Origin of the sequence: Paracoccus sp. (in: a-proteobacteria), from assembly GCF_047973135.1 — a bacterium.
Lineage (GTDB): Bacteria > Pseudomonadota > Alphaproteobacteria > Rhodobacterales > Rhodobacteraceae > Paracoccus.
Genome location: NZ_JBKEBL010000292.1, coordinates 1 through 21,204 on the forward strand (window position 1 = coordinate 1; position 21,204 = coordinate 21,204).

Below are 21,204 nucleotides of genomic sequence, written 5' to 3' on the forward strand. Positions count from 1 at the left end.
CAAAGCACGCAGCAGATGGGCCGCAAGGCGGTGGATTCGGCGATTGCCGTCGCGGCCGGCGAAACCGAGACCGAACGCCAGACCCCGAACGCGGTTCTGACCACCTGCGAGGAGGCGCCGACATACGTGGAACAGCACCCATAATCCCGACATTCCCACAAGAAAGGCAGCGCCCTGGCACAAGACGGCACACAACCGATCCTGACCCTGCGGGGCATCCGCAAATCCTATGGGCCGGTCGAGGTTCTGCACGGCATCGACCTGGACATCCATCCGGGCGAGGTCGTGGCGCTGCTGGGGGAAAACGGGGCGGGGAAATCGACTGTCTCGAATGTGATCTCGGGGACGGTGCTGCCATCTTCGGGGACGATGACCTGGCAGGGCGCGCCCTACGCGCCCGCCAGCCCGCGCGAGGCCATAGATGCGGGCGTCGGCATGATTCATCAGGAATTGCTGCTGCTGCCGCATCTGTCCATCGCCGAAAACATCTTTGTGGGCCGCTATCCGATGCGGGGCGGCAGGCTGGACCGGCGCGAGATGGAAAGCCGCGCCCGGCAGGGGCTTGAACGGCTGGGGCTGAACATCTCGCCCCGCCGTCCGGTCGAGGGGCTGCCCACCGCCAGCCAGCAACTGATCGAGATCGCCAAGGCGCTGACGCTGAACGCGCGCCTGCTGATCCTGGACGAACCCACCGCCGCCCTGGGGGGCGAGGAAACAAAGCTGCTGTTCCGCCAGATCGAAAGGCTCAAGGCCGACGGGGTCGGCATCATCTATATCTCGCACCGTCTGGAAGAAATCAGGCAGATTGCCGACCGCATCGTCGTCATGCGCGACGGCGAGAAGGTGCAGCAATTCGACACTGCCGACCTGCCGATCCGCACCATTGTCGAGGCGATGGTAGGGCGCAGCATGGAACAGATGTTCCCCCCGCTGGCCAAACCCGCCGAAACGCCCGTCTTGCAGGTCAGCGGGCTGACCTCGGCGGCGGGACGGTTCCGCGATGTCAGCTTTTCGGTCAGGCAGGGCGAGATTTTCGGCATTGCCGGTCTGGTCGGCGCGGGCCGCACCGAACTGGTGCGCGCCATTGCCGGGGCCGATCCCGTCGCCTCGGGCACGGTCACGCTGAACGGGCAGGACGTCACGCCGAAATCGCCCCGCGAGGCCATCGGCAACGGCATCGTTCTGGTCCCCGAAGACCGCAAGTTGCAGGGCGTCATTCTGGACCACAGCATCGGCGAGAATATCGCCTATTCGAATTTCGAAACTGTCGGCAAAAAAGGCTGGATCACCTCGGGCCGGGTGCGCGATTTCGCGAATGAAAATATCGGCAGATTCGGCGTCAAGGGCCGCGAGGGGCAGAATGCCGGTGAAATGTCGGGCGGAAATCAGCAAAAGGTGGTCATCGCCAAATGGCTGGCCCGCAATCCGCGCGTCGTTCTGCTGGACGAACCGACGCGGGGGATCGATGTGGGCGCGCGTTCCTCGATCTATGAAATCATCCACGGGCTTGCGGCGCAGGGTGTGGCGGTGATTGTCGTCAGTTCCGATCTGGAAGAGGTTCTGGGCGTCTCGAACCGCATTCTGGTCATGGCGGCAGGCCGCGCAACGGGCATTCTTGATCACTCCGAAGCGAATGACGTTTCGGTCATGGAACTGGCAACAGCATAAGGTGGAGGGCCGCATGAGGCGCTTTGAAGGAAAAACCGTCGTCGTTACCGGCGGCAACAAGGGCATCGGGTTTGCCATCGCCGAACGCTTTGCGGCCGAGGGGGCGGCGCTTGTCCTGGCCTCGGTCGAAGAGGACGTGACCCAGGCGGCGGCCCGCCTGCCCTGCGCAACGGGCGTGATCTGCGATGTGACCGATCCGGCTGCGGTGGCTGCGCTGTATGACCGCGCCGTGGTGGAATATGGCGGGGTCGATATCTCGGTCCAGAACGCGGGCATCATCACAATCGCCAGGGTCGAGGATCTGACCGCCGCCGAATGGGACGCGACCATGGACGTGAACACCAAGGGCGCCTTCCTGTGCTGTCAGGCGGCCATCCGGCAGATGCGCAAATCGGGCAAGGGTGGACGGTTGATCAACATCGCCTCGGGTCAGGCGCGCGACGGCTTTATCTATACCCCGCATTACGCCGCCTCGAAATTCGGGGTGATGGGGATGACGCAAAGCCTTGCGAAAGAGGTCGCGCTGGACGGTATCACCGTCAATGCCATCTGCCCCGGCATCATCAAGACCGACATGTGGGATTACAACGACCGCGTCTGGGGGCAGATGCTGGGCGATTACGGGCCGGGCGAGCTGATGCAGGAATGGGTGCAGAACATCCCCATGAAACGCGCGGGCGAAGGCCGCGATGTGGCCGGGCTGATCGCCTTTCTGGCCAGCGAGGATGCCGATTACATCACCGGCCAGACCATCAATGTCGATGGCGGCCTGATCATGTCGTGACCGGAGGACAGAATGGCTGACATCACCCTGAACGCGCCGGCCCTGTTCGATCTGTCAGGGCGCGTCGCGCTTGTGACTGGTGCGGGCAGCGGCATCGGCCAGCGTATCGCCATGGGCCTTGCGCAATGCGGCGCGGATGTGGCGCTGCTGGACCGGCGCAGCGATGACGGGCTGACGCAAACGGCGGATTTCATCGCGGGCGCGGGCCGCAGGTCGCTGCAAATCGCGGCTGACGTGACCAGCGCGCAGGCGCTGGCCGATGCCGTGGCGCGGGTCGGGGCCGATCTTGGCCCGCTGCGTCTGGCCGTGAACGCGGCGGGCATCGCCAATGCGAACCCGGCCGAGGACATGTCCGAGGATCAGTATCAAACCCTGATGGACATCAACATGAAAGGCGTCTGGCTGTCCTGTCAGGCCGAGGCGCGGGCGATGCTGGCCCATGGGCAGGGCGGTTCCATCGTGAATATCGCCTCGATGTCTGGGGTGATCGTCAATCGCGGGCTGAAACAGGTGCATTACAACGCCTCAAAGGCGGGCGTGATCCATATGTCGAAATCCATGGCGATGGAATGGGTGGATCGCGGGATTCGCGTGAACTCGATCAGCCCCGGCTATACCGCCACGCCGATGAATACCCGCCCCGAAATGGTGCATCAGACAAAGGAATTTGAAAGCCAGACCCCGATGCAGCGCATGGCCAGCGTTGACGAGATGGTCGGGCCGGCGGTGTTTTTGCTGTCGGATGCCGCGTCCTATTGCACGGGCGTCGATCTGCTGGTCGATGGCGGGTTCTGCTGTTGGTGACAGCGCAGGAACAAACGAAAAAAGGCCGGGCTGTGAAAACAGTCCGGCCCAGTCCGCCGGTGGTTCAGTCCGGCAATTTAAGTCCGCGCAGGTCGATCCGGCGCTCAAGCGCCTGACCCTCTGCGTCGAACAGGTGGCAATCCGCAGCGGCAAAGCCGATCTGCAAGGATTCGTCGGCCTCGATCATCTGGGTGCCGGGCAGGACAAGGCAAAAATGTTCCTCGACTTGCGGGACATTCGCGTAACCGATGGTGTTCTGACCCAGACGCTCGACCACGGTGGGTTCGATGGTCAGGGTCGCTTCTCCCGCGCCAAGGATGATATGTTCAGGCCGGATCCCCAAGGTCAGGGTCTTGCCCTCAAGCCCTGAACGTGGGGTGACGGGAATGGTCAGGCGGTTGCCCTCGTATTCCACGGTCACGCCGGCATCGGACACGCCCGTACAGCGGGCAGGCAGAAAGTTCATCTTTGGGTTGCCGATGAACCCCGCGACAAAGGTGTTCTGCGGCTTGTGATACAGCTCCAGCGGCTTGCCCACCTGCGAGATATAGCCCGCATGCAGCACCACGATCCGGTCGGCCATGGTCATGGCCTCGATCTGGTCGTGGGTCACATAGATCATGGTCGAGCCAAGCTGCTTGTGCAGGCGCGTCAGTTCGATGCGCATATCGGCGCGCAGCGCGGCGTCCAGGTTCGACAGCGGCTCGTCGAACAGAAAGATCGCGGGTTCGCGCACGATGGCGCGGCCGATGGCGACGCGCTGACGCTGGCCGCCCGACAGCATGCCGGGTTTCTGTTGCAGGCGCTGGTCCAGATGCAGGATCTCGGCTGCGGACTCGACCTTGCGCTTGATGTCATCCTCGGCGGCACGCTCGACGCGCAGCGGGAAGGCGATATTCTCATAGACCGACATATGCGGATAAAGCGCATAGGACTGGAACACCATGGCGATGCCGCGCTTGACCGGCGGCAGGTCGTTCACGCGCTTGCCGTCGATAACCAGATCGCCCGAGGTCGTATGTTCCAGCCCCGCGATCATCCGCAGCAAGGTGGACTTGCCGCAGCCGGAGGGACCGACGAACACGACGAATTCCCCGTCCTTGACGTCCAGCGAGACACCCTTGACGACCTCTATATTGCCAAAGGTCTTGACCACATTTTTCAGCGAAAGCTGCCCCAAGGCGCGTCTCCTCTTGTCGTAACGGCAGATGGACGACCGGCCACCGCAAGGGGCGGCCGGTCAGTTACGTTTACTTGTACTCTTCCAGATCCTTGGCGGCCTTGGTCAGCGCCGCCTGCGGTTCGGCCGCGCCGGTGACGACGGACTGGACCATGCCGATCATGACGTTCTGGAACCCTTTGTAATCGGTGAACAGGGGTTCCGGTCCGCCATAGGCGATGCCGTCGATGAAGGGTTTCCATGACGGGTCGGCGGCGACGAATTCATCCACCTTGGCCGAAGGCCGCAGCGGCGTCAGACCGGCACCGCCCTGCAATTCATATTCGCCCTGAATTTCCGGCGAGGTGATGTATTTCGCCAGATCGATCGCCTTTTCCTCGACCCCGGTATCGGCAAAGATCGCCAGCGAATCGGTGATCAGCAGCGTGCCCGGCCCGGTGGCTTCCGGCCCGACGGGCAGGGTCGTTACACCCCAGTTGATCTTGGTGTCCTTCAGACGGGCGGCAGCGCCCGACCCCGAATGGATCATCGCAGCCTTGCCATCCAGGAAGATCGCGCGAACCTCGTTCTGTTCATAGGCGGTCGGGCCTTCCTCGGACCAGGGCACCATGTCCTTATAGGCCTGCAACGCGGCCAGAACCTGCGGGTTGTCCATCACGATATTGCCTTCGGCGTCGATGATCTTGCCGTTATTCGTGTAAACCCAGTGCAGGAACTGGTGCATGGTGTTGTCAAAGGTCTTGGCGACCAGACCGAAACCGGGGATGCCGGTCTTTTCCTTGATGGTCTTGGCCATCTCGATTTCTTCGGCCCAGGTTTTCGGCGGCATTTCCGGGTCAAGCCCGGCCTGCGTGAACAGATCCTTGTTCCAATACAGCGCCTTGGTCGAAAAAGCGATGGGCACGCCCCACTGGGTGTCGTCGAAGGTGACGGTATCGACGATGTTCGGATAGTAGGATGCCTTTTCCTCATCCGTCATCGGAACCGGCACGATCAGTTCGTTTTCCGCGAATTCCTTCAGCGTGCGCGACCCGACATAAGCCATGCCTGCGGGGCTGCCTGCGGCGGCCAGCGTGGTGGCCTTGTCCTGACACTGGGCCCAGCCGACGACCTCGACCTTGACGGTCCAGCCTTCGTTCTTGGCCTCCCATTCCTTGACGGCGCGTTCATGGATCGGGTCGATCTTGTCGCCGCAGTAGATCCAGCTGATTTCCTCTGCCAGCGCGGGCAAGGCGGTTGTGCCGGCCAGAATGGCGGCGACAAGGCTGTTGCGAATGATATTGCTCAAGACAGTACTCCCTGATTGTCCGAGGTTATTGCTTGACGGCGCCAGCAGTCAGGCCGCCAACGAGATGCCGCTGAAGGACAAAGATGATGATCAGCGCGGGCAGGATGCCGACAAAGCTTGCAGCCATCAGCTCGTTCCAGATCACTTCTTGCTTGCCGAAATAGGCGAACAGGCCGACCGGCAGCGGCATGTATTCGGTCTTGGAATTGAAGGTCAGTGCAAATATGAACTGCTGCGCATAGGCCCCGATGAACGTCATGATCGCGACCACCACGATCCCCGGTCGCGCAATCGGCAGGATCACCCGGCGGAAGGTGTAAATCTGGCTGGCGCCGTCCATATAGGCGGCCTCGTTCAGCTCGGTCGGGATGCGCATCATATAGGTGCGCAGCAACCAGATCGCCGAAGGAATCAGGAAGGCCGCGCCGGGGATGATCATCGCGAAATAGGTGTTCAGCAGCCCCATGGTCCGCATCAGCCGGAACAGCGGGATCAGCAGAACCGCGCCCGAAAACATGCTGACCGCCAGAAACGCGCCCAAAACCAGCGGCATCCCCGCAAAGCGGAACCGCGCGAAGGCATAGGCGGCGGGCACCACAAGACACAGCACCACCACCGTCACCACCGACGAGATCAGGAACGAGTTGAAGATATAGCGCCCGAAACCCGGCACGCTTTTCCACATGGTGAAATAGGCGGCAAACGACCCGTTTTCAGGCCAGAAGCGATAGGGCGACGAGAAAAGCTGCGACAAGGGCTTGAGGCTGACCAGAAACCCCTCGACGAAGGGCGACAGAAGAAAGGTCAGGAACAGCGCGATGCCGGCATAGATCGCCACCACCTCAAGCTTGCCATAGCGGTCCACCATCGGGATGTCGTCACGATTTGACTTGGCCATGACGGTTCTCCTCAGCGTTTCTGGTCGCCGGCCAGGCGGCGGGTGATGCGGAAATAGGCGAAGCAGAACAGCGACAGGAAGATGCAGATCACCACCGCGCGCGCCGCGCCCTCGCCGTATTTCTTGGACCCGATGGCGGTGCGATAGGTGTCGATGATCATTGTCGTGGTTTCGCTGTTCGGGCCGCCCTGCGTCAGGATCCAGATGATGTCGAAACTGTTGAATGTGGCGATCAGCGACAGCATCGACATGGTGATGATCGAAGGCGACATCAGCGGCACGGTGATGCGGCGGAACCGGGTCCAGCGGCTTGCGCCATCGGTCCAGGCGGCTTCGTACAGATCCTTCGGGATCGACTGCATCGCGGCCAGGAAATAGATCGTCACCATCGGCACGCCGATCCACACATCCGTCACGATGGTCGCCCAATAGGCGGTGTGACCATAGGCCAGAAAGGCAACCGGCCCATCGACCAGCCCCAGCCGCTGCAACACGCCCGAGATCATCCCGAACTGGCCGTTATACATCCAGCCCCACATGAAGATCCCGATGGCCATCGGCACGATCCAGGGCGGCATGGTCAGCACGCGGAACAGGTGGCGTCCCGGCACCGCGGCGTTCAGCATCACCGCGCCGAACATGCCGATCATCATCTTCATCAGCACCGAAAAGAAGGTCCAGGTGAAGGTGCGCAGGATGATCTGGAAAAAGGTCTCGTCGAAGATCTTGAGATAGTTGGTCCAGCCGACATAATTCACTGTCTTGCGCAGCGAGGCGTCGGTAAAGGACAGGCGGAATGTCTCGACCAGCGGATAGGCGACGATGATCACCACGTAAAGGATCGCTGGTGCCAGCAATGCCCAGGCAAAGATTCGGGCTGAACGGGAATTGACCATGCGTCAGGCGGCCTTTCGTGTCAGGGCGTTGTCATAGCGGTCCCAGACCGGGCGAAGATCGACGACCTGCCGGCTGTGGCGGGCCTCGTCCATGGCAAGGGCCAGGATCCCGGCCTCAAGCGCGTCAAGCGGCGACACCGGCAGCGGGCCGCCCTTCATCACGTGATCCACCACCTCGGCCGCCATCTTTTCGTCCGAGCCGTAATGCTGCGACAAGGCCGTGGCCTTGTATTGCTTTTCCATCACGCGGCTTTCGGACAGCACGTCGTGCACATTCAGAAAGCCGCGGATGAAATCGCCCTCGGCCTGCCCGCGCGTACCGAACACGGCAAAGCGGCGGAACTGGTCGGGCGCATTCAGGTTGGTGTGGAAATTCATGCCGACGCCATTGGCGTATTCGACGATGGCCACCTGATAGTCGATAATGTCGGCATCGTTGTCGAACACCCTGTCCGACCCGTTCCAACCCGAAGGCTTGCGGTGGAACAGCGACATGTCGTTGATGCCGTCATTGCGCGGATCGTTTTCGGGCACAAAGGTCTTGCGCCCGCCGAAACTGGCCACACGTTCGGGCCGCGCACCGATCAGGCCGTTATACAGGTCCAGATCGTGACAGCATTTTTCCAGCATGAAGCTGCCGGACCATTTCTCGTATCGCCGCCAGTCGCGCATGAAAAATGCGCCGTGATAGGGAAAGATATGCTCGGCCGCCTCGATGGACACGATCTTGCCCAGCAAGCCCTGATCGCGCGCCGCCAGCAGGTCGCGATACAGCGGCGCATAGCGCAGGACCAGCCCGACCAGCAGGTTTTCGACCCCGTGTATTGCGGTCAGCGCGGCCAGCTCGCAGGTCTGTTCGATGGTAGAGACGATGGGCTTTTCCGAGAAAACCTTGACGCCTGCCTCAAGCCCCAGACGGATCTGATCAAGATGCATGTGATTGGGCGAGCCGATCATCAGCAGGTCGAAACCACCTGCGCGAATCAGTTCCTGTGGCGTCGCGTATTGCGTGCCAGCCGGAATACCGTGCTTTTGCAAAGTGGCCATGCCAGCAGGCGCGGGATCGACATATCCCACGATTTCGAAAGCTGGATCCATCTCGTGAAAGACGTGCCCAAGATAACCCAGACGATAGCCCAGACCGATTATTCCGACTTTCATTCCCCATCCCTCAGGAGAAATTTATTTTCTGTACTCTCGACGAAATAGCCGATCAGGTCAAGAAAAATTAAGAAATCTTCAACAAGACTGTAATAAATTTTCATCAACGGAACTGACGGGCTTGCCGTGATAGCGGCAGCCCGATGAAACGGAAATCTAAAGAACCTCGCCCGCGCGGCGCAGGCCAAGGATGGCCGCGCCGACAAGGCCGGGCTCGATCTTGCACAAAGCTGGAACCACTAACGGGCGACCCATGCGCCTCAGGATTCGGGCGCGTACTTCTGTGTCCAGAGACGCGATCAGCGGGGCCGAGTTCGACAGGCCGCCTCCGACTGCAATGATACCAGCACCCAGCAGATTTCCAACCATCGAAAGCGGACCGGACAGCATTTCCAGCCAGATCGCGATGGTTCGCGCCGCTGCCGCCTCGTCCGCCTGCCAGCCGGAAACGATGGCAAGACTGTCGGCCTCGGTGCCATGCAGGGCGCGGTGCAGCTTTTCCATGCCACGGGCCGAACAGATTGCGTCCAGACAACCGACCTGACCGCAACCGCAGGGGAAGGCGGGCAAGATCGCCTCGGGCTGGCCAAGGATGCGCTGCGCGACCGGGCCGTGGCCCCATTCGCCAGCAAAGCCGCCCGATGCGTTGATCAGTTCGCCGCGGATGACGACGCCGCCACCGACGCCGGTGCCAAGGATGACGCCAAGAACGACCTCGTGCCCCTTGCCCGCGCCCACCGTCGCCTCGGCCAGCGCAAAGGCATCGGCGTCATTGGCCAGCACCACCGGCAGGCCAAGCGCGGCTTCCAGTTCCGTCTGAAGCCTGCGGCCCGTCAGGCAGGGGATATTGGCAACCGTGGCCGCGCCGGTTTCCGGGTCCAGCACGCCCGCCATTGAAAAAGCCAGCACCGAAGGGCGCTGGCTTGAGGTTTCGATCGCATGGCGCAGGACGCCGACAAAGGCGTCGTAATCATGCGCCGGGGTGGGCATCCGGTCACGCAGGCGCAGATCGGTGGGCGAAAACGCCTCGGCGGGCTTGATGGCGGTGCCGCCGATGTCGAAACACAGGATCATGCGGCCTGAACCCCGGCGATATAGGTCTGTAACGCGTGGAAATCCGCGTCGAAGCAGAAGAAATCGGCATGCGCGCCGGGATGCAGATGGCCGCGATCCGTAATCCCCATCGCTTGTGCCGGCAGGGCCGAGCCCATCCGCAGCGCCTGCCCCGGATCGACATCCAGCCGCTGCACCAGATAGCGGATGCCGTCAATCTGTGCGATGTCGGCCCCCGCCAGCGATCCGTCTCCGGCCAGGGTCAGCCGTCCGCCCGAACGCAGGATCTGCCGTCCGTTCAGGGTGAACCCGGTCAGATCGGTGCCAATGGTGGACATGGCGTCGGACACAAGAAAAATCTGCCCCGGCCCCTGCTTGGCCCGCAGCGCGATCCGCATTGCCGCGTCATCGACGTGAAAGCCGTCAGCGATCAGCCCGCACCACAGCCGCCCGTCCTCCAGCGCGGCACCGACCACGCCGGGCGCGCGGTGGGCAAGCTGGCTCATGGCGTTGAACAGATGGGTGATCATCGCCGCGCCCGCATCGGCGGCATGGCGCGCGGATTCGTGGGTGGTGTCGGTATGGCCCAGACTGACCACAACCCCGGCACCGGCCATCGCCCGGATCTGGTCGTCGGTGACAGATTCGGGCGCGACGGTGGTGATCAGATGCGGCAGCTTCGCCGCAGCGGCCAGGATGCGGGCAAGATCGGCATCCTCCATCTTGCGGATCAGCGCGGGGTCATGCGTGCCCTTGCGTGCCAGCGCCAGATGCGGGCCTTCCAGATGCATGCCCAGAAAGCCGGGAATCCCCTGCCCGGCCAACCCCGCCGCGATGGCATCGTCAGTCACGTCGGGGCGGTCGGTGATCAGGGTGATCATCACTGCCGTGGTGCCGAAACCCGCATGGGCGGCACAGATCCGCGCGATCCCTTCGGGCGTGGTGTCATTGTTGAACAGCACGCCGCCGCCGCCATTCACCTGCAAATCGATCAGCCCCGGCGCGATCCAGCCGGGCAGCCGCATCCCCTCGGGGGCATCGGCCGAGGGGCGGATGCCCTGAACCCGGCCCTCATCGACCAGCAATGCGGCATCGTTATGCCATTCCTCGCCATCGAAAATGCGTTCGGCATGAAAGACCTGCATGATTTCCCTTTCTTACCAGACGGTTCCGCGCGCCGCGACCGGCAGAACCCGGGTTACGACACCGTCGCGATGAAAGACCATCCTGTCAAACAGATTGGTCACGACACAAGTATGGTTCGGCACGATGCGGACCTGCGCCCCGACCTGCGGCGGCGGCGCGGTGCAATCGGTCAGATCGACCACGGCATGTTCCTCGGACAATGAGGTGATGCGCGCGCCCGGCAATTCCTCGATCCCGCCGTGATCGGGGAATCCCAGCAGATCCGAGGTCAGCGCCTTTGTTCCGGCATCCAGCACCGCGCGCGTTGGCGTCGGGCGCGATACGACCGTGGCCAGAACATGCATGGCCAGATCGCCCGGCCCGCATTCGCCCGCCCGGACCATGGCACGGTCGTTATAGACATAGGTGCCCGCCCTGTGTTCCGTCGCCGAAGGCACCAGATGCGCGCTGTACAGATCCGGGCTGCCCCCGTTCGAGCGCACCGGGCATTCTATCCCCCGCGCCGCAAGCAGCGCCATCGTCGATTGCAGGAATGTCTCGACCCGCGCCGCGCCCCCGACCGCCGGATAGGTCAGCAGCCCGGCAAAGCGCAGCCCCGGCGCGGCGGCGATATGCGCGGCCAACGCGGCGGCGGCCTCGGGCGTCTGGACACCGCAGCGCCCGCCCCCGGTGTCGCATTCGACCAGCACGGTCAGCGGGCGGTCGGTGGCAAACGCGGCGGCAAGGCCATCGACCGTCGCCGCGCTGTCGGCCACGACCGACAGTCGCGCCACCCGGTCGTTCAGCGCCCGCAGCCGCGACAGCCGCGCCGCGCCCAGGATGTTATAGGTGATCAGGATGTCGTCGAAACCGGCATCGGCGAAAGCCTCGGCCTCGGTCACTTTCTGGCAATTCAGCCCCACCGCCCCGGCATCCACCTGCTGACGGGCGACGGCGGGGATTTTGTGGGTCTTGACATGCGGGCGCATCCGCAGCCCGTGGCTGGTCAGATAGTCCTGCGCGCGGGCAATATTGGCGGCCAGCCGGTCCTCGTCGATGACCGGCATCGGGGTCGGGATTTCGGACAGGGGCTGGCCGGGCTCGGGCCACGGGAATGTCATGCCTGCATCTCTTCGAACGGGTTTTCCACGCGCGGCCAGATGTCCTTTCGTACCAGACGATAGGGATTCGTCGCCGGGTCGTTTGGATAGGGCTTGCCGGCCGAACAGTACAGGATTTCCGTCGCGATGGGGGCGAAGGCGGCGTAGAAATGATTGGTCGATTTGATCACCAGGATTTTCTGCGACCGCGGGTCGATCCCCATCACCGAAAACAGCGACGGATCATAGCTTTGCGCCCGGATCGTGTTCAGGATTACCTGAATCCCGGTCCCTGCGCCTGCCTGATCCAGCAATTCGATGCGCACCGCCGGGCCAAAGGGCACGACGCTTTCGCCAAAGGCCATCGCCGCATCCGGGCTGACCGTCAGCACCCGGACCAACGCATCCACCGGCTCGCCCGTCAGAGGTGCCGATTTCGCGCCAAAGCGCAGATACATCTCGGCCCCCTCGCCCGCTGCCGTGCAAAGCTGTACCGCGACCGGATCCCAGATCGTGCCGATGGCGACATCGCGGGCGCCGCGCGCCATCAGTTCCTTCAGGATCACCGTCGCGTCGCCCGCCGTGCCGCCGCCGGGATTGTCCCACATGTCGGCGATCACCACCGGCCCTTGCGGCGCGGCCATGGCGCGGGTCACGGTCTCGTCCACCTCGGCCGAGGGCATGATGTGCCTGCCGCGATTGGCGAAAAGCTGCATTCCCAGTTCGCGCGCCAGATCCGCGCCATGGGCGGCGTCCCCATCGGTGACGGCGATGGTCTTCGTACCCAGTTCCGGCACGTCGCCCGCCATGAAGCCGTGGATTGCCGACAATGACAGCACGCGCGGATCCTCGCGTTCGATCTGCATCATCCGGTCAACAAAGCCCCGCATCGGCTGGCGCGATGTCGGAAAGACGTCGATCATCTTGCAATCAAAGACCGACATGACGGGGCGTACCCGCCCCTCCAGCGTATCCACGGCGATGCGCCAAAGATCTTCGGCCCGATCAACGAAATCGGTATGCGGAAATTCCTTGAACACGACAAAGAAATCCGCCGCCGCGACACGTTTGGCGGTCAGGTGGCTGTGCGGGTCCAGTTCGGCACACAGCAGCACATCGGGGCCGACCATCTCGCGGATGCGGGTCAGCAGATCGCCCTCGGGGTCCAGATAGCCCTGCGCGACCATGGCGCCATGCAGCCCCATCACCACCGCATCGACCGGCAGAGCGGCGCGCAACTGGTCCAGAATCTCGTCGCGCAGCCCCTCGTATGTGGATCGCGCGACCAGACCGGCGGGGTCGGCCCATGCGGCGGTGCCCTCGATCAGGGTCCAGCCCTTTTCGGCGCAGACCCTGCGGCCCACCGGGATCGGTGCCGTGCATAGCGTCGGCGTTTCAGGGTGCTGGCCCGGCGGGGCGTAAAGCGATCCTTCAAAACCCTTGCGGTCGATGACGATGGGCGAGAAGGTGTTGACCTCGGTTGCCAGGGCGGCAGCGAAGATGCGTTTCGTCAAGTCTCAGTCCTTCACATGCGGCAGATAGCCGACAAATCCCGCTATTTTCCAGCGGTTTGCCTTGCGGCGGCAGATATACAGCGTTTGCCAGTTCATCCTGTCAAAGCCGCCATTGGTTCGGTGCAGCCCGCCGTCGAATTTCTTGCGCGCAAGGGCTGCGTCGCCGTCGATCTCGATTCGTTCCAGCCGGGTCGCGTGATAGATGGCCCGGCGCGGATCGCCCGAGAACGCGCCCGCCGCCTGTTCCGTACGAAATTCGCGGGCCTTTTTCAGCCATCTGTCGCGATAGGCGGGCAGGGTCGGAAAGCTCAGGGCGAATCCGTCGGGGTCTGGCTGGAAACGGGCGTCGATTCCGGTAAACCCGGTGGCGATGAAATCATCGGCCACGGCTTGCCAGTCGGCGCGGACATAGGCGTCGATATCGCGCCTGACCAGCATGTCCCAGATGTCACGTCGATCCGGGTCAGTGCTGGGGAAAGGGTTGGTGAAGGGATCGCGAGGCGCGGGCATCTGAAAATTTTTTCAGCCGTTCTGTGGTTCTTCTGGAATATTCGGGCGGGTTATGCCTAGATGTCAAGAAGGCACGAAAATGAATTTCTCATATGCACCACGACGCATGTCTCTGCCACCCTCATCGGTTTCCCGGCCGACAGGGGCTGAAAAGCCCCCCGATGCCGTTTTTTCCCGGAGTAATTATGAGCACGCATCAAGACCCGGCCGATCCGGCGGTTCCGCCCGCCGGGGCGTCGATCATCAATGCCCTGACGGACGAGGATGGCAAACTGTCCGCCCTGGAACGGAAACTGGCCGAGACGGTGCTGGAGGACATGCATTTTGCCACCAATGCGTCCATCACCGAACTGGCCGAAGAGGCGGGCGTCTCGCCCCCTACCGTCACCCGATTCTGCCGCAGGCTTGGATGCAGCAGCTTTTCCGATTTCAAGGTCCAGCTTGCGCGCAGCGGTTATGTCGGGCTGCGCTATCTGCGGCCCGAGGCGATCACCTCGACCACCACCGAGGTTGCCGAGGATATCGTGACCAAGGCGCAGAACGCGCTGTTCGAGATGCATCAGGCGCTGGATTTGCAACAGATAGACCGGGCCGTCGATCTGCTGTCGGGGGCGCAGATGATCTATGCCTTTGGTTCGGGCGGCAACTCGGCCATGATCGCGACCGAGATGCAGAACAGGCTGTTCCGGCTGGGTTGCATGGTCTCGGCCTCGACCGATCACGGCATGAACCTGATGCTGTCCTCGGCGGTGGAAGAAGGAGCGGTGGTTTTCGGGTCGTCCTTTACCGGCAAGAATTGGGAACTGGTGCGCTGCCTGCGCCTGCTGCGGCAGCGCGGCATCCCGACCATCGCCCTGACCCAAAGCGATTCGCCCGTGGCTGCGGCGGCCCAGATTGCCATCACCGTCGATCTGCGCGAGGGGCGCAACATCTTTCGCGCCAGCTCGACCCGCTTTGCCTTTCTGGCGGTGGTTGATATCTTGGCCAATCTGGTCGCCTATACCGACCGTCCGCGCGCGGCCCGTGTGCTGCGGCGGATCAAGGAACAACTGATCCGGCATCGCGACGGGGATGACCGTCAATTGCTGGGCGACTAGGAATGCGGGCCGGGATGCATGCGGCCATCCCGGCCCGCCGAACAAGGCCGCAGACGAAGAAAGAGAACGAGTCAGAACATGGCACTTGCGACTGACATCACACCACCGGGCAAGAACGCGGCGCGCAGGTCCGCGCCTTTCCGCACCCCCCTTTACGACCACTGAGACCCCGCAGGACAAGACATGACCTTCTTTCTTGAAAACGCATGGCAGGCAGAGCCCGCCCCCGCCGGGACATGGGTGCTGACCCTGACCAACCTGTCCGACCAGACGCTGCGCGATTTTACCCTGTCGGTCACGACGATCACCCGGATCGTCAAGGATCACGTTGTCACGAATGCCCGCTTTCTGCGCCGCAACGCCAATTACCACCGCTTTGCGATGCCCGAGGGGGCAGAGCTTGCGCCAGGTGAAAGCTGGCGTTTTTCGGCGGTCGGCCTGAACCGCGCGCCGGTCCATCGCAACGACGCGGCCAGCGCGGCCTATCTTTCGCTGGCCGATGGCACCCATCAGCCCGTGCAGATCGGCGATCTGATGCTTGAGGGCGAGGTTCCTGCCCTGCCCCCCGCGCGTATGCCCGAAGGCCGGCTGACCCTGCCCTTCGCGCTGCTGCCCTGGCCCAACCGGATCGAGGCCGAACCCGGCCCCGCCCCGGTGATCCTGCATGCCGCGCAAGGAACCTCGGCTGGCGACCGGCTGCTGATGGTGACGGTCGATGCGCTGCATCGCCGCCTGTTCCCCGCCGCACGCCGCGTGCTGCAACTGACGCCCGCATCGGGCAGCCGCGAACTGGCCTTTGCCGCCGATGCCGCCCTGCCCACCGAAGGCTATCGGCTGGAATTTGGCGACCGGATTACCCTGTCGGCCAGCACCGATACCGGGCGCCGCCACGGGCTGATCGCGCTGGCGCAAATGCTGCACGGGGCCTTCAAGGACCACGAGTTCCGCTTTCCGGCCTCGGGCGTGATCGAGGATGCGCCGCGCTATGGCTGGCGCGGTTGCCATCTGGACGTATGCCGGCATTTCTGGACCTATGATCAGGTGCTGCGCATCGTCGATATTCTGGCCTGGCAGCGGCTGAATATCTTTCACTGGCATCTGACCGAGGACGAGGCATGGCGTGCCGAAATCCTGGCCTATCCGGATCTGACGCGAATCGGGGCCACACGTGCGCCGGACCTGCCGGCGATGCTGCCGCAGCTTTGCAACGGCGCAAAGCCCGCCACAGGGTTTTACACGCAGGACCAGATGCGCGCGGTTGTCGCCCATGCCGCCGCCATCGGGGTCGAGGTCATCCCCGAGGTCGAAACGCCGGGCCATGCCTCGGCCGTGCTGGCGGCGCTGCCCTTTCTGGTGGATCCGGACGAACCAGCCGAAAGCTATCACCCGGTGCAGGGCTATCCGAACAACGCATGGAACCCCGGCATCCCCGAAAGCTTTGAGGTTCTGGAAAAGATTCTGGATGAACTTTGCGCGATATTCCCTTCGAAATACTTCCATATCGGCGGGGACGAAGTCGCGGCGAATTCCTGGATGACCTCGCCCAAAGCGCAAGAGTTGATGCGCCGCGAAGGAATTTCAACCACTTTCGAACTGCAAAGCTGGTTTCTTCGCAAAATCAAGGATATGCTGACCGAACGCGGCAAGGTTCTGGTCGGCTGGAATGAGGTCGCCCATGGCGGCGGCGTCGCCCCCGAAGGCACGCTGTTGATGGCATGGGAAAATCCGCAGGTCGGGATCGAACTGGCGGGGCGCGGCTATGACGTGGTGATGACGCCTGGGCAGGCCTATTACCTCGACATGGTGCAGGGCGCGGACTGGCTGGAAAACGGCGCGGGCTGGGCCGGGCCGGTGCCCCCGCAGCAAAGCTATGATTACGAGGCCGAGGGCGATTTTCCCGCCGCGCTGCGCACGCATATGCGCGGCATTCAGGCGTGCATCTGGTGCGAACATTACAGCACGCCGCAGTGGTTCAACGATCTGGTCTTTCCCCGGCTGTCCATCGTGGCCGAGGCGGGCTGGACCGAAAAGCCCAACAAGGACTGGCTGCGTTTCGCGCGGCAAGTCCGCCTGCATCCGACGCTGTGACGTTGCGGGGGCGCCGCACCGGCGCCCCCTTTTGCCGGGAACAAGACCATGCGCATTGCCGTCGGCGGCATCCATACCGAATGCTCGACCTATTCCCCTGTTCTGATGCAGGCGCTGGATTTCCGCGTGCTGCGCGGGGCGGAACTGACCGGCCACGATTATTTTGCCTTTCTGCGCAGGTATCGGGCGGACATCGCCCCGCTGCTGCACGCCCGCGCGGTGCCCGGCGGGCCGGTCAGCCGCGATGCCTATGACGGATTCCGCGCCGAATTTCTGGACCGGCTGAGGGCGGCAGGTCCGTTGGACGCGGTCTATCTGGCCATGCATGGCGCGATGAAGGTCCAAGGCATGCAGGATGCCGAAGGCGACTGGATCGCGGCCGTCCGCGAGGCCGTGGGGCCCAGAATGCCGATTGCCGTCAGCTATGACCTGCACGGCAATGTCTCGCAGCGGATCGTCGATCAGATTGACATCTTTGCCGCCTATCGCACCGCCCCTCATATCGACGTGGCCGAGACGATGGAGGCCGCGTTTTCGATGCTGATTCGCGCGCTGGAGACCGGCCAGCGTCCGGGCGTGGTTTTTGCCCCTGTGCCGCTGCTGTTGCCGGGCGAACGATCCTCGACCGAGGATCAGCCGGCCCGCTCGCTTTATGCCGCCCTGCCCGCGCAAGAGGGGCCGGGCGTCTGGCGGGCCGATCTGATGATCGGCTATGTCTGGGCGGACGAGCCGCGCGCCACGGCCTGCGCCATCGTCACCGGCACCGACCGCGACGCGGCCATGGCCGCCGCCCGCGACATCGCCGCCGGTTTCTGGGCTGCGCGCGGCGATTTCCGCTTTGGCCCCGTGACTGGTCCGCTGTCCGAAATGCTGGACATCGCCGAAGGCGCGGACAGCCGCCCGGTCATTCTGGCCGACAGCGGCGATAACCCGACCGGTGGCGGGGTGGGCGACCGTGCCGACGTGCTGGCGGCGCTGATCGCGCGCGATTGGCAGGACGCGCTGGTTGCAGGCATTACCGACCGCCCGGCGGTCGAGGCCTGTTTCGCTGCCGGGCCGGGCGCGGAACTGACCCTGAACATCGGCGCAAGCCTCGATCCGGACGGGGTGCAGGTCCGGGCGCAGGCAGAGGTGCTGCATCTGGACAAGGCCTCTGACCCCGCCGACCGGCAGGCGGTGGTGCGGATCGGCGGCATCCGGGTCGTGCTGGCGGCAAAACGGCGGCCTTATCACGACATCGCCGATTTCACGCGGCTGGCGCTGGACCCTTCGGCTGTGCGGCTGCTGGTGGTGAAATCGGGCTATCTGTCGCCCGAACTGTCGCCCATCGCCGCGCCGAATCTGATGGCTCTGACCGATGGCGTGGTCAATCAGGACATCCCCCGGCTTGAAAACCGGCACCGCCCCGCCGGAACCGTACCGTTCCAGCCGCGCGACGATTTTCATCCCGCGCCGCGTGCTTCGGCCAGGTTCGGGGGCTGATCATGCAGTCCTATATCTCGATCCTGCGCCGTTACAGCTTTGTGCGGGCTTCGGCGGTTGCCATCTTTATCTTTGGCTTCGCGGGTGCCGCGACCTCGCCGTTTCAGCCGGTGATCGGGGTCCGCGAACTGGGCCTGTCGAATCACGCCTATGCGCTGATCGCAGTATTCGCCTCGATCACGAATGCGATCGCGGCGGTGGGAATCGGGCTGCTGTCCGACCGGTTCCAAAGCTATCACCGACCGCTGGTCCTTTCGTCGGGCATCGGGATTCTGGGCTTTGCGGCGATCTGGGCCATGCCCTCGCAGCCCGTTTTCACGATGGCCGTCATTGGGCCTCTGGCGCTGTTTTCGGCGACCAACTCGCTGCTGTTCGGGAATTTGCGCGCGCAATCCGAATATTTGAAACCAGATGAGATTCCCATCGCAAATGCTTTGATGCGGATGATGATTTCCTTGTCTTGGGTGGTGGTTCCGGGGTTGGTCGGGCTGGCCCTGTCAAGCCGGGACAGCGTCATCGATGCCTATCTGATCTCAGCTGTGATGGCGGCAGCCTGCCTCGCGACCGTGCTGTTCTGGCTGCGGCCCGACCGCAGCCCGAAATCCGAACCCCTGCCCCCGGCCGGAGGCACCGGCACCGCCCCGGTGGCCCCCTCGGCGGGGCGCGCCGACCGGCCCGCGCAGGTGCGTCTGGTCCAGCCCGGATTGCGCGATCTGGGGCGGCTGCTGGTCCCCGGCACGGCGCTGCGCATCCTTGGCGTGGCGCTGATCAGTCAGGTGCTGACCGTGAACGGCACGGTGCTGCCGCTGATCCTGACCGGGCAGGCGAACGGACGGGCGGCGGATATGGGGCTGGTGGTCGGCATGGTCGCCGTGCTTGAGGTGATCTTTATGATCCTGTGGGTGCGCGCCATGCGACGCATGACCGTGACCACGGCGCTGGCGATTTCGGCGGGGCTGTACCTGATCTATCTGGGCGGGCTGGCCATGACCACCGCACCCTGGCAGGTCTATGCGGTCAGCCTTGTCGCGGGGGTGGGGGCGGCCGGGATCATATCCCTGCCGATCACCTATCTGCTGGATCTGATCCGCGATCTGCCGGGGCTGTCAGCCTCGCTGATTGCGGTGAACATGTTTCTGGGCGCCGCCTTCGGGTCGGCGTGTTTTGCGCTTGGGACGGCGATTGCCGGTTATCAGGGGGCTGCGGTCCTTGGCGGGCTGGCGGGCGTTGCAGGCGCGGGGCTTTTGATCATTCTGGAAAGGGAGGAATGATGACACGGATCACACTTGAGGTCTGCGTGGATGACACGGCAGGGATCGCGGCGGCGGCGAAGGGCGGTGCCGACCGGCTGGAACTGTGCGCGGCACTGGCTTTGGGCGGGCTGACGCCCTCGACCGGGCTGATGCGGCTGGCGGCGGAATCACGGGTGCCGACGCTGGCGATGATCCGCCCGCGTTCGGGCGATTTCGTCTGGATCCGCCGCGAACGCGCGGCGATGCGTGCCGAAATCGCTGCCGCCCGCGCCGAGCGGCTGGCGGGCGTGGTGATCGGGGCGAACCTGCCCGATGGCCGCCTGGATGCCGAAACCCTGTCCGACCTGATGGCCGAGGCCGAGGGCATGGACATCGCGCTTCACCGGGCCATCGACCTGACCCCGGACGTATCCGAGGCCCTGTCGCTATGCCGCGAACTGGGCATCCGGCGGGTGCTCAGCTCGGGCGGGGCGCCCACGGCGGTCGAGGGGATCGACCGGCTGGCGCAGATGCAGGGGCAGGGCGTGACGATCATGCCGGGCAGCGGTGTTTCCGCCGACAATGTCGCGCAGCTTGACGCGCGGTTGCGGCTGACCGAGGTTCACGCCTCTTGTTCCGGCCCCCTGCCCGTCCCGCAGGATCCCAAGGTCAGGGGCTTCGGGTTTCAGCCGGCGGGCGCGCGCGGAACCGATGCCGCGCGCGTGGCCGGGATGCGCGCGTTGCTGGATCAGATCACTGCTTCGCGCCCGGCAGGGTGAACCTCTTCGTAATAGCTGCGCAGCGTCAGCTTGCTGGCCGCGCCCTCGTCCAGCACCACCGTGACCTTGGGGTGCATTTGCAGGGCCGAGGCCGGGCAGGCCGCCGAGACCGGCCCCTCGATCATGGCGGCGGTCGCGTCGGCCTTGCCCGCGCCCAGGGCCAGCAGCACGATTTCCTGCGCACGCAGGATCGTGCCGATGCCCATGGTAATGGCCAGACGCGGCACATCGTCGAAGCGGTCGAAAAAGCGTGCATTCGCCTCGCGGGTGGACCGGGTCAGCGTCTTGATCCGGGTCAGCGAGGTCAGGCTTGAGGTCGGTTCGTTGAAACCGATATGCCCGTTCGCGCCAAGCCCCAGCAATTGCAGGCCAACATCGCCCGAATCGCGGATCGCCTGTTCATAGCGCGCCGCCTCGGCCTCGGGGTCGGGGGCATCGCCGCGCGGCAGATGGGTGCGGGCGCTGTCGATATCGACATGATCGAACAGATGCTCGCGCATGTAATACCAGTAGGAACAGGGATGATCCGGCTTCAGCCTGACATA

General features: G+C 63.8%; 19 protein-coding genes. 8 read left to right on the forward strand and 11 right to left on the reverse strand.

Annotated elements, in window-relative coordinates; genetic code table 11:
- The first annotated feature begins 216 nt into the window (after positions 1–216).
- The 3 genes from ACK5L9_RS21480 to ACK5L9_RS21490 are packed head-to-tail and all read left to right on the forward strand — an operon-like array spanning position 217 to position 3,256.
- Positions 217–1,668 carry a sugar ABC transporter ATP-binding protein gene (locus ACK5L9_RS21480; RefSeq protein ID WP_416913513.1) on the forward strand — a complete coding sequence of 484 codons (1,452 nt, stop codon included), beginning with the start codon at positions 217–219 and terminating at the stop codon, positions 1,666–1,668.
- 13 nt (positions 1,669–1,681) lie between these two features.
- Positions 1,682–2,452 (forward strand): SDR family oxidoreductase, encoded by a 771-nt coding sequence (locus ACK5L9_RS21485; protein ID WP_416913495.1) that lies wholly within the window; start codon positions 1,682–1,684, stop codon positions 2,450–2,452.
- Between the two features lie 12 nt (positions 2,453–2,464).
- Positions 2,465–3,256 (forward strand): SDR family oxidoreductase, encoded by a 792-nt coding sequence (locus ACK5L9_RS21490; protein WP_416913496.1) that lies wholly within the window; start codon positions 2,465–2,467, stop codon positions 3,254–3,256.
- A gap of 64 nt (positions 3,257–3,320) precedes the next feature.
- Here the strand turns inward: ACK5L9_RS21490 and ACK5L9_RS21495 are convergent, their stop codons facing one another.
- The 10 genes from ACK5L9_RS21495 to ACK5L9_RS21540 all read right to left on the reverse strand — a co-directional run bounded on the left by ACK5L9_RS21495 (position 3,321) and on the right by ACK5L9_RS21540 (position 13,981).
- Entirely contained in the window at positions 3,321–4,436 is a 1,116-nt protein-coding gene (locus ACK5L9_RS21495) for an ABC transporter ATP-binding protein (protein ID WP_416913497.1), read from the reverse strand.
- 70 nt (positions 4,437–4,506) lie between these two features.
- Complete coding sequence (locus ACK5L9_RS21500) at positions 4,507–5,724, reverse strand: extracellular solute-binding protein (protein ID WP_416913498.1); 1,218 nt, start codon at positions 5,722–5,724, stop codon at positions 4,507–4,509.
- Between the two features lie 25 nt (positions 5,725–5,749).
- Positions 5,750–6,622, reverse strand: coding sequence for a carbohydrate ABC transporter permease (locus ACK5L9_RS21505; protein WP_416913499.1), 873 nt, complete (start codon positions 6,620–6,622; stop codon positions 5,750–5,752).
- Between the two features lie 11 nt (positions 6,623–6,633).
- Positions 6,634–7,518, reverse strand: coding sequence for a carbohydrate ABC transporter permease (locus tag ACK5L9_RS21510; RefSeq protein WP_416913500.1), 885 nt, complete (start codon positions 7,516–7,518; stop codon positions 6,634–6,636).
- Positions 7,519–7,521: 3 nt separating this feature from the next.
- Positions 7,522–8,679, reverse strand: a complete 1,158-nt coding sequence (locus ACK5L9_RS21515) for a Gfo/Idh/MocA family protein (RefSeq protein ID WP_416913501.1) — start codon at positions 8,677–8,679, stop codon at positions 7,522–7,524.
- Between the two features lie 156 nt (positions 8,680–8,835).
- Complete coding sequence (locus ACK5L9_RS21520) at positions 8,836–9,753, reverse strand: ROK family protein (protein WP_416913502.1); 918 nt, start codon at positions 9,751–9,753, stop codon at positions 8,836–8,838.
- Positions 9,750–10,877, reverse strand: coding sequence for an N-acetylglucosamine-6-phosphate deacetylase (nagA, locus tag ACK5L9_RS21525; RefSeq protein ID WP_416913503.1), 1,128 nt, complete (start codon positions 10,875–10,877; stop codon positions 9,750–9,752). The genes ACK5L9_RS21520 and nagA overlap by 4 nt, the downstream gene beginning before the upstream one ends.
- 12 nt (positions 10,878–10,889) lie before the next feature.
- Positions 10,890–11,978 (reverse strand): D-TA family PLP-dependent enzyme, encoded by a 1,089-nt coding sequence (locus ACK5L9_RS21530; RefSeq protein ID WP_416913504.1) that lies wholly within the window; start codon positions 11,976–11,978, stop codon positions 10,890–10,892.
- The gene (locus ACK5L9_RS21535) at positions 11,975–13,471 is read right to left on the reverse strand and encodes a M81 family metallopeptidase (RefSeq protein ID WP_416913505.1); all 1,497 of its coding nucleotides are present in this window, start codon (positions 13,469–13,471) and stop codon (positions 11,975–11,977) included. Before ACK5L9_RS21535 ends, ACK5L9_RS21530 begins: the two co-directional genes overlap by 4 nt.
- Before the next feature lie 3 nt (positions 13,472–13,474).
- Complete coding sequence (locus ACK5L9_RS21540; RefSeq protein ID WP_416913506.1) at positions 13,475–13,981, reverse strand: hypothetical protein; 507 nt, start codon at positions 13,979–13,981, stop codon at positions 13,475–13,477.
- Positions 13,982–14,166: 185 nt separating this feature from the next.
- Between ACK5L9_RS21540 and ACK5L9_RS21545 the strand changes: the two genes are divergently transcribed.
- From ACK5L9_RS21545 to ACK5L9_RS21565, 5 genes are all read left to right on the forward strand, one after another.
- A complete protein-coding gene (locus ACK5L9_RS21545; protein ID WP_416913507.1) occupies positions 14,167–15,078 on the forward strand; it encodes a MurR/RpiR family transcriptional regulator in 912 nt (303 codons plus the stop codon).
- 183 nt (positions 15,079–15,261) lie between these two features.
- A complete protein-coding gene (locus ACK5L9_RS21550) occupies positions 15,262–17,166 on the forward strand; it encodes a beta-N-acetylhexosaminidase (RefSeq protein ID WP_416913508.1) in 1,905 nt (634 codons plus the stop codon).
- A gap of 48 nt (positions 17,167–17,214) precedes the next feature.
- Positions 17,215–18,648, forward strand: coding sequence for a M81 family metallopeptidase (locus ACK5L9_RS21555; protein WP_416913509.1), 1,434 nt, complete (start codon positions 17,215–17,217; stop codon positions 18,646–18,648).
- Positions 18,649–18,650: 2 nt separating this feature from the next.
- Positions 18,651–19,919 carry an MFS transporter gene (locus tag ACK5L9_RS21560; protein ID WP_416913510.1) on the forward strand — a complete coding sequence of 423 codons (1,269 nt, stop codon included), beginning with the start codon at positions 18,651–18,653 and terminating at the stop codon, positions 19,917–19,919.
- Positions 19,916–20,659: a copper homeostasis protein CutC gene (locus ACK5L9_RS21565; RefSeq protein ID WP_416913511.1), complete on the forward strand. Its 744-nt coding sequence runs from the start codon at positions 19,916–19,918 to the stop codon at positions 20,657–20,659. The genes ACK5L9_RS21560 and ACK5L9_RS21565 overlap by 4 nt, the downstream gene beginning before the upstream one ends.
- On the opposite strand, the gene ACK5L9_RS21570 is transcribed toward ACK5L9_RS21565, so the two are convergent.
- A partial coding sequence (locus ACK5L9_RS21570) for a glucosamine-6-phosphate deaminase (protein ID WP_416913512.1) occupies positions 20,629–21,204 on the reverse strand: 576 nt, incomplete at its 5' end. The two genes, ACK5L9_RS21565 and ACK5L9_RS21570, sit on opposite strands and share 31 nt — an antisense overlap.